Raw genomic sequence first — 12,856 nt, forward strand, 5'->3', positions numbered from 1 at the left:
TGCTCGCCGTCGGGCGGCCAGTGGAACCCGGCGTCCGTGAATCCGTCAGGGGTCGCCAGGCCCTCGAGAGGCTTCTTCCAGCCGTCCCGCTGAGCGCGCAGCTGCTGCGCAGGGCCTCCGTGGCCCAGGAACTCGCCACCTCCGGCGTTCTCGACCCGGCAGCGTCGATCGTCCTGTACGAGGCGGCGCACGCCGCCCGGCAGGCCGAGGAGGACCAACGGGAGGTCGCCGAGAGCGAGTTGAGCCAGGCGCTGCGGGCCGTCTTCGCGGAGGCGCCCCAGGTGGAGGTGGTCCGCGAGGCACCCGGCGGGGAAGCCGCCGCCCGCGAGCTCACCGAGGCCGTACGCCGGGTCCCGATGGCCCGCCGCTTCCACAACGACGCGGTGGGCGCGGCCCGCCGCCTGCGCGAACACCGCAAGGTCCGCTGGTTCCGCCTGGCCGGCCACGCCCCCTTCCCGATGGCCTTCGAGATGGACGACGAGCCACCGGCGGCACTGGCCGACCGCGCGGTCTAGGCGACCACCGGCAATGACTGACGGGAGACGCCGCGTCTTCCTCGACCTGGAGGGCAATGACAACGGCAGGGTCTTCGTCATCGTGGCGGCGCCGACCGGAGTGGTCCACGAGGTTCAGGGCGGCCACGGCTGCGGGCCGACCCGGCCTCCACCGCTGCTGGGTGCTGGACGAGTCGCGGCCGTCCGGCTGACGCGCCCGTCGAGGGGGCGCCGGAGGGCGAAAAGGATCCACCGACTTCTCATTGGCCCTTGCTGTGGACTGGCCCACTCACGTTTCCTCGGTGCTTGCAGAAACCCTCTTTCACTTCAGCGAGGTCACCCGTGTCCAGCACGCTCTCCGAAAACCAGGCCCCCGAGACCGGCACCGCGCGCGTGAAGCGCGGAATGGCCGAGCAGCTCAAGGGTGGCGTGATCATGGACGTCGTCACGCCGGAGCAGGCGAAGATCGCCGAGGACGCGGGCGCCGTCGCCGTCATGGCCCTGGAGCGGGTCCCGGCCGACATCCGCAAGGACGGCGGCGTGGCCCGGATGTCCGACCCGGACATGATCGAGGGCATCATCGAGGCCGTCTCCATCCCGGTCATGGCCAAGTCCCGCATCGGCCACTTCGTCGAGGCCCAGGTCCTGCAGTCCCTCGGCGTCGACTACATCGACGAGTCCGAGGTCCTCACCCCGGCCGACGAGGTCAACCACTCCGACAAGTGGGCGTTCACCACCCCCTTCGTCTGCGGTGCCACCAACCTGGGCGAGGCCCTGCGCCGCATCGCCGAGGGTGCCGCCATGATCCGCTCCAAGGGCGAGGCCGGCACCGGCAACGTCGTCGAGGCCGTCCGCCACCTGCGCCAGATCAAGAACGAGATCGCCAGGCTGCGCGGCTTCGACAACAACGAGCTGTACGCCGCCGCCAAGGATCTGCGCGCCCCGTACGAGCTGGTCAAGGAGGTCGCCGAGCTCGGCAAGCTCCCGGTGGTGCTGTTCTCCGCGGGTGGCGTCGCCACCCCCGCCGACGCCGCTCTGATGCGCCAGCTCGGCGCCGAGGGCGTCTTCGTCGGCTCCGGCATCTTCAAGTCCGGCGACCCGGCCAAGCGCGCCGCCGCCATCGTCAAGGCGACCACCTTCTACGACGACCCCAAGATCATCGCGGACGCGTCCCGCAACCTCGGCGAGGCCATGGTCGGCATCAACTGCGACACCCTCCCCGAGGCCGAGCGCTACGCCAACCGCGGCTGGTAAGGCACAGGATCACATGAACATCCCCGTCATAGGCGTCCTGGCCCTCCAGGGCGACGTACGGGAGCACCTCATCGCCCTGGCCGCGGCCGACGCCGTGGCCAGGCCGGTCAGGCGCCCCGAGGAACTCGCCGAGGTGGACGGCCTCGTCATCCCCGGCGGCGAGTCCACCACCATCTCCAAGCTGGCCGTCCTCTTCGGCGTGATGGACCCGCTCCGCGTGCGCGTGCGTGACGGAATGCCCGTCTACGGCACCTGCGCGGGCATGATCATGCTCGCCGACAAGATCCTCGACCCGCGCTCGGGCCAGGAGACCATCGGCGGCATCGACATGATCGTGCGCCGCAACGCCTTCGGACGGCAGAACGAGTCCTTCGAAGCGGCGGTCGACGTCCGGGGCGTCGAGGGCGATCCTGTAGAGGGCGTCTTCATCCGCGCCCCCTGGGTGGAGTCCGTCGGTGCCGAGACCGAGGTGCTCGCCGAGCACGACGGCCACATCGTCGCGGTCCGCCAGGGCAACGCGCTGGCCACGTCGTTCCATCCGGAACTGACCGGCGACCACCGCGTGCACTCCCTGTTCGTCGACGTGGTGCGCGCGAACCGGACAGCGGAGTAGCACCGGAGTCCTTGTAGGATCTCTGGCGTTCGTTCATAGATGGGTTACGCGAAGGAGACAGGCAGATGTCCGGCCACTCTAAATGGGCCACGACGAAGCACAAGAAGGCCGTGATCGACGCCAAGCGCGGCAAGCTCTTCGCGAAGCTGATCAAGAACATCGAGGTCGCTGCGCGCATGGGCGGAGTCGACCTCGAAGGCAACCCGACGCTGTACGACGCCGTGCAGAAGGCCAAGAAGCAGTCGGTGCCGAACAAGAACATCGACTCCGCGATCAAGCGCGGCGGTGGTCTCGAGGCCGGTGGCGCCGACTACGAGACGATCATGTACGAGGGCTACGGCCCGAACGGCGTCGCAGTGCTCATCGAGTGCCTCACCGACAACCGCAACCGCGCCGCCTCCGACGTCCGCGTCGCCATGACCCGCAACGGCGGCAACATGGCGGACCCGGGTTCCGTGTCGTACATGTTCAGCCGCAAGGGCGTCATCATCGTCCCCAAGGGCGAGCTGACCGAGGACGACGTCCTGGGTGCCGTCCTGGACGCGGGTGCCGAGGAGGTCAACGACCTCGGTGAGTCCTTCGAGGTCATCAGCGAGGCGACCGACCTGGTCGCGGTCCGCACCGCCCTCCAGGACGCCGGGATCGACTACGACTCCGCCGACTCCAGCTTCGTGCCGTCCGTCCAGGTCGAACTGGACGAGGAGGGCGCCAAGAAGATCTTCAAGCTGATCGACGCGCTCGAGGACAGCGACGACGTGCAGAACGTCTTCGCCAACTTCGACGTCAGCGACGAGGTCATGGAGAAGGTCGACGCGTAACGCCGCCGCGAACGAAGCGGTTTCGGCGGGCCGGTGGGACAACACGTCCCACCGGCCCGCCGCCGTTGTCGGTGGCAGCGGCTAGCCTGGCGTGAAAGTCAAAGATCACCGAGGGGAGGGCGCGTGCGCGTACTGGGGGTGGACCCCGGACTGACGCGATGCGGTGTCGGTGTCGTCGAGGGGGTCGCGGGCCGCCCGCTCACCATGGTCGGCGTCGGTGTCGTACGCACGCCCGTGGACGCCGAGTTGGGGCAGCGACTGGTCGCCATCGAGCAGGGCATAGAGCAGTGGCTGGACGAGCACCGGCCCGAAGTCGTCGCCGTGGAGCGGGTGTTCAGCCAGCACAACGTACGGACCGTGATGGGCACCGCCCAGGCCAGCGCCGTCGCCATGCTGTGCGCCGCCCGCCGTGGACTCCCCGTCGCCCTGCACACCCCCAGCGAGGTCAAGGCCGCCGTCACCGGCAGCGGCCGCGCGGAGAAGGCCCAGGTCGGCGCCATGGTGACCCGGCTGCTCCGGCTCGACGCACCCCCGAAACCGGCCGACGCGGCCGACGCCCTCGCGCTCGCCATCTGCCACATCTGGCGCGCCCCCGCCCAGAACCGACTCCAGCAGGCGGTCGCCCTGCACGCAGCCAACGCAACGAAAGGCCGTACGGCATGATCGCCTTCGTGAGCGGCACGGTCGCCGCACTCGCCCCCGACGCCGCCGTGGTCGAGGTCGGCGGTGTCGGCATGGCCGTGCAGTGCACACCGAACACGCTCTCCACGCTCCGTCTCGGCCAGCCGGCCAAGCTCGCCACCTCCCTCGTCGTACGGGAGGACTCGCTGACGCTGTACGGCTTCGTGGACGATGACGAGCGCCAGGTCTTCGAACTGCTGCAGACCGCGAGCGGCGTCGGCCCGCGGCTGGCGCAGGCGATGCTGGCCGTGCACACCCCGGACGCCCTGCGCCGGGCGGTGTCCACGAGCGACGAGAAGGCCCTCATCGCCGTCCCCGGCATCGGCAAGAAGGGCGCCCAGAAGCTGTTGCTGGAGCTCAAGGACCGGCTCGGCGAGCCGATCGGCGCCCCGGCCGTCGGTACGGCGGTCACCTCCGGCTGGCGCGACCAGCTGCACGCCGCGCTGATCGGCCTCGGGTACGCCACCCGCGAGGCCGACGAGGCCGTGTCCGCCGTGGCACCGCAGGCCGAGGCGGCCGGGGGCACGCCCCAGGTCGGTCAGCTGCTGAAGGCGGCCCTGCAGACCCTCAACCGCGCCCGCTGACCCGCCTGCACCACCCCAGTGAGGAGAGATCTCAGTGAACTGGGACGACCCGACCGACGCCCCCGGCCCCGAGCGGCTGGTGGGCTCTGTCGCCGACCGTGAGGACCAGGCCGTCGAGGCGGCCCTGCGCCCCAAGGACCTGGACGAGTTCATCGGCCAGGAGAAGGTCCGCGAGCAGCTCGACCTGGTACTGCGCGCCGCACGCGCGCGTGGCGCCACCGCCGACCACGTGCTGCTCTCCGGTGCACCGGGCCTCGGCAAGACCACCCTCTCGATGATCATCGCGGCCGAGATGGGCGCCCCCATCCGCATCACGTCGGGCCCCGCCATCCAGCACGCCGGCGACCTCGCCGCGATCCTCTCCTCCCTCCAGGAGGGCGAGGTCCTCTTCCTCGACGAGATCCACCGCATGTCCCGGCCCGCCGAGGAGATGCTCTACATGGCGATGGAGGACTTCCGGGTCGACGTCATCGTCGGCAAAGGCCCCGGCGCCACCGCCATCCCGCTCGAACTGCCCCCGTTCACGCTGGTCGGCGCCACCACGCGCGCGGGACTGCTGCCGCCTCCGCTGCGCGACCGCTTCGGCTTCACCGCGCACATGGAGTTCTACGAGCCCGCCGAGCTGGAGCGCGTCATCCACCGCTCGGCGAATCTGCTCGACGTCGAGATCCAGGCCGACGGCGCCGCCGAGATCGCCGGCCGCTCCCGCGGTACGCCCCGTATCGCCAACCGGCTGCTGCGCCGGGTGCGCGACTACGCCCAGGTCAAGGCCGACGGAATCATCACCCGGGACATCGCGGCGGCGGCCCTCGCGGTCTACGAGGTCGACGCCCGCGGCCTCGACCGGCTCGACCGGGGTGTCCTGCAGGCTCTGCTCAAGCTGTTCGGCGGCGGTCCCGTGGGCCTGTCCACCCTCGCCGTCGCGGTGGGGGAGGAGCGTGAGACCGTCGAAGAGGTCGCCGAGCCCTTCCTCGTGCGGGAAGGACTGCTCGCGCGTACGCCCCGCGGCCGGGTCGCCACGCCTGCCGCATGGGCGCATCTGGGCCTCACCCCGCCCCGCTCGGCCGCTGCGGGAAACGGACAACAGGACCTGTTCGGGACGTGATGCCTCTGTGACGGCGCGGGCATTGGCCGGGCCAGGAACCCAGGTGCCATGCTGAGCGTTGTTCCATGCGCGCGGACTCGCTTAGACTCCGCCGATGCCGCCTTTGTCGGCGGTATACATACCCCCATCCATGAGGCCGCTCTCCATCGCGGTCGTGCGAAGGAATTCCGTCCCGTGAATATCACCATGCTCCTCCCGTTCATCGTGCTCATCGGGGCCATGTTCCTCATGACCCGTTCGGCCAAGCGCAAGCAGCAGCAGGCCGCGACGATGCGCAACGAGCTGCAGCCCGGCAGCGGCGTCCGCACGATCGGGGGCATGTACGCGACGGTCAAGGAGGTCAACGAGGACACGGTCCTCCTCGACGCCGGCCCGGGTGTCGAGCTCCTCTTCGCGAAGAACGCCATCGGTTCCGTGCTCAGCGACGACGAGTACAACCGCATCGTGCACGGCATCGAGCACGACCTGAAGTCCGACTCCGACCTGGTCCCGGACGACGCCTCCTCCCTCACCGAGACCGACGACTCCGCCGACGAAGCTGCCGCCGCCTCCGACGACAAGTCCGTCGACCTCGACAAGAAGGACACGCCCGAGGAGCCGGCCGAGGACACCCCGGCCGCCGAAGCCAAGTCGGACGAAGAGCCGAAGAAGACCGACGGCGACTCCGAGGCGAAGTAGTTCACGTCCCGGGCGCGCGGCCGACCTCGCGCGTCCCGGGACGTGCGCATCTCGCACACGGGGATCCCGACACCAGTCATGGCCGACCCCGCGCTGACCCGGCGCGGAGCGGCCCGAGAGGGAGTACGAGAAGGTGGCAGCACCTAAAAAGGGCCGGAGCGCGAGCGCCCAGAGCAAGCCGGGGCGCTCGCTGGCCCTCATCCTGATCGCCATCGTGGCGCTCACCGGAGGAATGTTCGCTTCCGGAAACACCACTCCGCGTCTCGGTATCGACCTGGCCGGTGGTACGAGCATCACGCTCCGGGCGGTCGCAGAGCCGGGCCAGGAGTCCGCGATCAACAAGACCAACATGGACACCGCGGTTGAGATCATGAACAACCGTGTCAATGGTCTTGGTGTCACGGAGGCCGAGGTTCAGACCCAGGGCAACAAGAACATCATCGTCAACATCCCCAAGGGCACGAACTCCAAGGAAGCGCGGCAGCAGGTCGGCACCACCGCCAAGCTGTACTTCCGTCCGGTGCTCACCACCGAGGTCTCCGGCGGCCCCGCGACCAGCCCGTCGCCGAGCGCTTCCGCCAGCCCCTCGGGCAAGGCCACGGACAAGGCCACCCAGAAGGCCACGGGCAAGTCGACCCCGTCCTCCTCCTCGACTCCTTCGCCGACCGCCACCTCGCAGGGCCGCGCCGTCACCGGCGCCCTGAAGGCCGGCGCGACGCCGAGCGCCACCGCCTCCTCGAGCGCGAAGACCTCCGCCCCCCCGTCCCCGAGCAACAGCTCGTCCGGCAACGCGGCGGCCGCGAAGCTGGAGGCGCAGTACAGCGCGCTCGACTGCACGAACAAGAAGCAGCGCGCCACCGCGGGCCAGGGCGCCAAGCCCAGCGACCCGACGATCGCCTGCGGCCAGAACTCCTCGGGCCAGTGGCAGAAGTACATCCTCGGCCCCGCCGAGGTCGACGGCACCGACGTCAAGAACGCCCAAGCCCGCTTCAACACGCAGACGGCCGCCGGCTGGACCGTCACCATGGAGTTCACGGGCAAGGGCTCCAAGAAGTTCGGTGACATCACCGGCAAGCTGGCCAAGAACCAGTCCCCGCAGAACCAGTTCGCCATCGTCCTCGACGGCAACGTCGTCTCGGACCCGTCCGTCAGCCAGGCGCTCACCGGCGGCAACGCGGAGATCACCGGCCACTTCAGCCAGCAGGAGGCGCAGAGCCTCGCCAACATGCTGTCTTACGGCGCGCTGCCGCTGACCTTCAAGGAGGACAGCGTCACCACGGTGACCGCCGCGCTCGGCGGCGAGCAGCTGCACGCCGGTCTGATCGCCGGTGCCATCGGCCTCGCGCTGGTCGTCGTCTACCTGCTGATCTTCTACCGCGGCCTGTCGGTCATCGCAATCCCCTCGCTGCTGGTCTCCGCGATCCTCACCTATGTGATCATGTCGCTGCTCGGCAAGGCCATCGGCTTCGCGCTGAACCTGCCGGCGGTCTGCGGTGCGATCGTCGCGATCGGTATCACGGCGGACTCGTTCATCGTGTTCTTCGAACGCATCCGGGACGAGATCCGCGAGGGCCGCTCGCTGCGCCCCGCCGTCGAGCGGGCCTGGCCGCGCGCCCGGCGCACCATCCTGGTCTCCGACTTCGTATCGTTCCTCGCCGCCGCGGTGCTGTTCATCGTCACGGTCGGCAAGGTCCAGGGCTTCGCGTTCACGCTCGGTCTGACCACCGTGCTCGACGTGGTCGTCGTCTTCCTGTTCACCAAGCCGCTGATGACGATCCTCGCCCGCAAGAAGTTCTTCGCGAACGGCCACAAGTGGTCGGGCCTCGACCCGAAGGCACTCGGCGCCAAGCCGCCTCTGCGCCGCACTCGTCGTCCCTCCGCCCCCGTCGACCCGAAGGAGGCGTGAGATGTCGAAACTCGGCAGCCTCGGCGCCCGTCTGCACCGCGGTGAGGTCGGCTACGACTTCGTCGGCAACCGCAAGATCTGGTACGGCATCTCGATCCTGATCACCATCACGGCCGTCCTGGGCCTGGCGGTGCGCGGCCTGAACATGGGCATCGAGTTCCAGGGCGGTGCCGTCTTCACCACCCCGAAGCACATGACCGCCTCGGTCGCCACGGCCGAGGGGTACGCGCAGAGCGCGTCCGGTCACGACGCGGTCGTCCAGAAGCTCGGCGACGGCAGCCTGCGCATCCAGATCGCGGGCATCGACACCGACAAGTCCGACGCGATCAAGGACAAGCTCGCCAAGGACCTGAACGTCAACACCGAGAACATCAACGCCGACCTGGTCGGCCCCAGCTGGGGTGACCAGATCGCCAGCAAGGCCTGGCAGGGCCTGGCGATCTTCATGGTCCTCGTGGTGATCTACCTGGCGATCGCGTTCGAGTGGCGGATGGCGGTCGCCGCGCTGGTCGCCCTGGTCCACGACATCACCATCACGACCGGCATCTACGCCCTCGTCGGCTTCGAGGTCACGCCGGGCACGGTGATCGGTCTGCTCACGATCCTCGGTTACTCGCTCTACGACACGGTCGTCGTCTTCGACAGCCTCAAGGAGCAGACGAAGGACATCACCAAGCAGACCCGCTGGACGTTCAGCGACATCGCCAACCGCTCGATCAACAGCACCCTGATGCGGTCCATCAACACCACGGTGGTCGCGCTGCTGCCGGTTGCGGGCCTGCTGTTCATCGGTGGCGGCTTCCTCGGCGCCGGCATGCTCAACGACATCTCGCTGTCGCTGTTCGTCGGCCTCGCGGCCGGTGCGTACTCCTCGATCTTCATCGCCACGCCGCTCGTCGCCGACCTCAAGGAGCGCGAGCCGCAGATGAAGGCGCTCAAGAAGCGCGTCCTCGCCAAGCGCGCCCAGGCCGCTGCGGAAGGCGGGCCGCTGGAGGCCGAGACCGCGGACGACCGCTACGACGACGAGCCGGAGGACGCCGCTCACGCGGTCGTCGGGCCGCGCAACCAGCCGGCGTCGCGCAACCGCGGCCGGGGCCGTCCCTCCGGGAAGCGCCGATGACCGACATCAAGGAGCTGCTGCTCAGCCGCATCCGTGACGTGGCGGACTACCCGGAGCCGGGTGTGATGTTCAAGGACATCACCCCGCTGCTTGCGGACCCGGCGGCCTTCACGGCGCTCACCGACGCGCTCGCCGAGATCGCCGCGAACACGGGTGCCACCAAGGTCGTCGGCCTGGAGGCCCGCGGCTTCATCCTCGGTGCCCCCGTCGCCGTCCGCGCCGGCCTCGGCTTCATCCCCGTACGCAAGGCGGGCAAGCTCCCCGGAGCCACCCTCGGCCAGACGTACGACCTGGAGTACGGCTCGGCGGAGATCGAGGTGCACGCCGAGGACCTGTTCGCCGACGACCGCATCCTGATCGTCGACGACGTCCTTGCCACGGGCGGCACCGCCGAGGCCTCCATCCAGCTGATCCGCCGCGCGGGAGCCGAGGTCGCCGGCCTCGCGGTCCTGATGGAACTCGGCTTCCTCGGCGGCCGCGCCCGCCTGGAACCGACCCTCACCGGAGCCCCGCTGGAGGCCCTGCTCGCCGTCTGACCGGACGTCGCACCCGCACAACGAACGGCCGCCCCGACTTTCCGGGCCGGCCGTTCGCACATCACCGCCCTGTGGACGGCGCCTCCCTCGGGCAGCGCCCACGGCCTGCATCCGACGGGCTCGTCCTCTGCGCCGGGGCTGTGTCGTGCATCGCCCGCTGCTCCTGCCCGCGCCCGGCCTGACCGTGCATGGCGCCTTTGAGAACGACCCGCCCCCGCGCATGCGCCCGGCTTGCGCTCCGCTGCATGCGCCCGGCGTGCTGTTCCCGCGCCGGGCTGCGGCGTCCCGCGGGCGCCCGCAAGCCGCTGCGAGTGAACGCCGGAGGCAGGCCCCCGGCCACCCGCAGGACACCCCCGGATCACCCCGAGGCCGCCTCGCGGAATCCGGCAGCAGTCCCTTGTGTTTCTTCGGTAGACGGCCCTCACATTGGCCTGAAGGCGATCCTGCGGCCCAGGATCGCTACCATGGGGTCTCCGGAGCCTGACCGGGGGACCCGGATCGCGCACGAGGAGTCCTCTTGCCAGACGAGGCCCAGCACCTGACCGCCGCCAAGCCCGAGTCCGCCTCGGCAGCCGCGGCCAAGCCCGCGCCGAACGCGCCCCACGCGAAGAACGACACCCGCGGGCCGGTCGAGCACGCCCAGTCCGCGCCCGTCGACAAGTCGGCCGAGGAGTCGCGTCCCAAGCCCCCGCCACCCGAGCGGCCCACGGCCTCCCCTGCGGTGCGCCCGAACACCGGCCAGCCCGCCCGCTCCGGCTCTTCCAACCGCGTCCGCGCCCGCCTCGCCCGCCTCGGCGTCCAGCGTTCCAACCCGTACAACCCGGTCCTGGAGCCGCTGCTGCGGATAGTGCGCAGCAACGACCCGAAGATCGAGACGTCGACGCTGCGGCAGATAGAGAAGGCCTACCAGGTCGCCGAGCGCTGGCACCGCGGCCAGAAGCGCAAGAGCGGCGACCCGTACATCACGCATCCGCTCGCCGTGACCACCATCCTGGCCGAGCTGGGGATGGATCCGGCCACGCTGATGGCCGGCCTGCTGCACGACACCGTGGAGGACACCGAGTACGGCCTCGACCAGCTCCGCCGCGACTTCGGCGACTCGGTCGCCCTGCTCGTCGACGGCGTCACCAAGCTGGACAAGGTCAAGTTCGGCGAGGCCGCGCAGGCCGAGACCGTACGCAAGATGGTCGTCGCCATGGCCAAGGACCCCCGCGTCCTGGTCATCAAGCTCGCCGACCGCCTGCACAACATGCGCACCATGCGTTACCTCAAGCGCGAGAAGCAGGAGAAGAAGGCGCGCGAGACCCTCGAGATCTACGCGCCGCTCGCCCACCGGCTGGGCATGAACACCATCAAGTGGGAACTGGAGGACCTCGCGTTCGCGATCCTCTACCCCAAGATGTACGACGAGATCGTGCGGCTCGTCGCCGAGCGGGCGCCCAAGCGGGACGAGTACCTCGCCATAGTGACCGACGAGGTGCAGCAGGATCTGCGGGCCGCGCGGATCAAGGCCACCGTCACCGGGCGCCCGAAGCACTACTACAGCGTCTACCAGAAGATGATCGTCCGCGGTCGCGACTTCGCGGAGATCTACGACCTGGTGGGCATCCGCGTCCTCGTCGACACCGTCCGAGACTGCTACGCCGCCCTCGGCACCGTGCACGCGCGATGGAACCCGGTCCCCGGCCGGTTCAAGGACTACATCGCGATGCCCAAGTTCAACATGTACCAGTCGCTGCACACGACGGTCATCGGCCCCAACGGAAAGCCCGTCGAGCTGCAGATCCGCACGTTCGACATGCACCGCCGCGCCGAGTACGGCATCGCCGCGCACTGGAAGTACAAGCAGGAGGCCGTCGCCGGCGCCTCCAAGGTGCGTTCGGACGCACCCAAGGGCGGCGGCAAGGACGACCACCTCAACGACATGGCGTGGCTGCGCCAGCTCCTGGACTGGCAGAAGGAGACCGAGGACCCCGGCGAGTTCCTGGAGTCCCTGCGCTTCGACCTGTCGCGCAACGAGGTCTTCGTCTTCACCCCGAAGGGTGACGTCATAGCGCTCCCGGCCGGGGCCACCCCGGTGGACTTCGCCTACGCGGTCCACACCGAGGTCGGCCACCGCACCATAGGAGCACGGGTCAACGGCCGTCTCGTACCGCTGGAATCGACCCTCGACAACGGCGACCTGGTCGAGGTCTTCACCTCCAAGGCGGCAGGCGCGGGCCCGTCCCGCGACTGGCTCGGCTTCGTGAAGTCGCCGCGCGCCCGCAACAAGATCCGGGCGTGGTTCTCCAAGGAGCGCCGCGACGAGGCGATCGAGCAGGGCAAGGACGCCATCGTCCGCGCCATGCGCAAACAGAACCTGCCGATCCAGCGCATCCTCACCGGCGACTCGCTCGTCACGCTCGCACACGAGATGCGCTACCCGGACATCTCCGCGCTGTACGCGGCGATCGGCGAGGGCCATGTGTCCGCGCAGAACGTCGTGCAGAAGCTCGTCTCCGCGCTCGGCGGCGAGGAGGCGGCCACCGAGGAGATCGACGAGTCGGTCCCGCCGTCCCGCAGCCGCAGCCGCAAGCGGCGCTCCAGCGCCGACCCGGGCGTCATCGTCAAGGGCGTCGAGGACGTGTGGGTCAAACTGGCCCGCTGTTGTACACCCGTTCCCGGCGACCCCATCATCGGCTTCGTCACACGCGGTAGCGGAGTATCGGTTCACCGCAGCGACTGCGTCAACGTGGAGTCACTGTCCCGTGAGCCCGAGCGCATCCTCGAGGTCGAGTGGGCGCCCACCCAGTCCTCGGTCTTCCTGGTCGCCATCCAGGTCGAGGCCCTGGACCGCTCCCGGCTGCTCTCGGACGTCACCCGTGTCCTGTCCGACCAGCACGTCAACATCCTCTCCGCGGCCGTCCAGACCTCCCGCGACCGCGTGGCCACCTCACGCTTCACCTTCGAGATGGGCGACCCGAAGCATCTCGGCCACGTCCTGAAGGCGGTGCGTGGCGTGGAGGGCGTCTACGACGTGTACCGCGTGACGTCGGCGCGCACCAGGTCGTAGAACCAGTCGTACGAC

At 69.6% G+C, this 12,856-nt stretch carries 12 protein-coding genes; all 12 read left to right on the forward strand.

The window, feature by feature from the left end:
• Positions 1 to 20: 20 nt before the first annotated feature.
• Positions 21 to 515 carry a hypothetical protein gene (locus tag AB0N07_RS41260; protein ID WP_365844417.1) on the forward strand — a complete coding sequence of 165 codons (495 nt, stop codon included), beginning with the start codon at positions 21 to 23 and terminating at the stop codon, positions 513 to 515.
• Between the two features lie 321 nt (positions 516 to 836).
• Positions 837 to 1,748 (forward strand): pyridoxal 5'-phosphate synthase lyase subunit PdxS, encoded by a 912-nt coding sequence (pdxS, locus tag AB0N07_RS41265; RefSeq protein ID WP_030949436.1) that lies wholly within the window; start codon positions 837 to 839, stop codon positions 1,746 to 1,748.
• 13 nt (positions 1,749 to 1,761) lie between these two features.
• Positions 1,762 to 2,361, forward strand: a complete 600-nt coding sequence (gene pdxT, locus AB0N07_RS41270) for a pyridoxal 5'-phosphate synthase glutaminase subunit PdxT (protein WP_365844377.1) — start codon at positions 1,762 to 1,764, stop codon at positions 2,359 to 2,361.
• A gap of 65 nt (positions 2,362 to 2,426) precedes the next feature.
• Positions 2,427 to 3,179 (forward strand): YebC/PmpR family DNA-binding transcriptional regulator, encoded by a 753-nt coding sequence (locus AB0N07_RS41275; RefSeq protein WP_344405749.1) that lies wholly within the window; start codon positions 2,427 to 2,429, stop codon positions 3,177 to 3,179.
• A gap of 123 nt (positions 3,180 to 3,302) precedes the next feature.
• Complete coding sequence (gene ruvC, locus AB0N07_RS41280) at positions 3,303 to 3,842, forward strand: crossover junction endodeoxyribonuclease RuvC (RefSeq protein ID WP_099927474.1); 540 nt, start codon at positions 3,303 to 3,305, stop codon at positions 3,840 to 3,842.
• The gene (gene ruvA / locus AB0N07_RS41285) at positions 3,839 to 4,444 is read left to right on the forward strand and encodes a Holliday junction branch migration protein RuvA (RefSeq protein WP_115909326.1); all 606 of its coding nucleotides are present in this window, start codon (positions 3,839 to 3,841) and stop codon (positions 4,442 to 4,444) included. The genes ruvC and ruvA overlap by 4 nt, the downstream gene beginning before the upstream one ends.
• 34 nt (positions 4,445 to 4,478) lie before the next feature.
• On the forward strand, positions 4,479 to 5,549 hold the full coding sequence (ruvB, locus tag AB0N07_RS41290; protein ID WP_365844380.1) for a Holliday junction branch migration DNA helicase RuvB: 1,071 nt from the start codon (positions 4,479 to 4,481) through the stop codon (positions 5,547 to 5,549).
• A 174-nt stretch (positions 5,550 to 5,723) separates the two neighbouring features.
• On the forward strand, positions 5,724 to 6,227 hold the full coding sequence (gene yajC, locus AB0N07_RS41295) for a preprotein translocase subunit YajC (protein WP_365844382.1): 504 nt from the start codon (positions 5,724 to 5,726) through the stop codon (positions 6,225 to 6,227).
• Positions 6,228 to 6,360: 133 nt separating this feature from the next.
• Positions 6,361 to 8,133 (forward strand): protein translocase subunit SecD, encoded by a 1,773-nt coding sequence (gene secD, locus AB0N07_RS41300; protein WP_365844384.1) that lies wholly within the window; start codon positions 6,361 to 6,363, stop codon positions 8,131 to 8,133.
• 1 nt (position 8,134) lies between these two features.
• Positions 8,135 to 9,253, forward strand: a complete 1,119-nt coding sequence (gene secF, locus AB0N07_RS41305; RefSeq protein ID WP_365844386.1) for a protein translocase subunit SecF — start codon at positions 8,135 to 8,137, stop codon at positions 9,251 to 9,253.
• Positions 9,250 to 9,789 carry an adenine phosphoribosyltransferase gene (locus AB0N07_RS41310; RefSeq protein WP_365844388.1) on the forward strand — a complete coding sequence of 180 codons (540 nt, stop codon included), beginning with the start codon at positions 9,250 to 9,252 and terminating at the stop codon, positions 9,787 to 9,789. Before secF ends, AB0N07_RS41310 begins: the two co-directional genes overlap by 4 nt.
• Positions 9,790 to 10,306: 517 nt before the next feature.
• Complete coding sequence (gene relA / locus AB0N07_RS41315) at positions 10,307 to 12,841, forward strand: GTP pyrophosphokinase (protein WP_365844390.1); 2,535 nt, start codon at positions 10,307 to 10,309, stop codon at positions 12,839 to 12,841.
• The last annotated feature ends 15 nt before the right edge of the window (positions 12,842 to 12,856 follow it).

The sequence above is a fragment of the Streptomyces sp. NPDC051172 genome (assembly GCF_040682555.1).
Taxonomy (GTDB): Bacteria; Actinomycetota; Actinomycetes; order Streptomycetales; family Streptomycetaceae; genus Streptomyces.

Bases quoted from the DNA above. Each gene is read 5' to 3' on its own strand.
- secF (WP_365844386.1), top strand. From the start codon at position 8,135: ATGTCGAAACTCGGCAGCCTCGGCGCCCGTCTGCACCGCGGTGAGGTC.
- AB0N07_RS41275 (WP_344405749.1), top strand. From the start codon at position 2,427: ATGTCCGGCCACTCTAAATGGGCCACGACGAAGCACAAGAAGGCCGTG.
- pdxT (WP_365844377.1), top strand. From the start codon at position 1,762: ATGAACATCCCCGTCATAGGCGTCCTGGCCCTCCAGGGCGACGTACGG.
- ruvA (WP_115909326.1), top strand. From the start codon at position 3,839: ATGATCGCCTTCGTGAGCGGCACGGTCGCCGCACTCGCCCCCGACGCC.
- AB0N07_RS41310 (WP_365844388.1), top strand. From the start codon at position 9,250: ATGACCGACATCAAGGAGCTGCTGCTCAGCCGCATCCGTGACGTGGCG.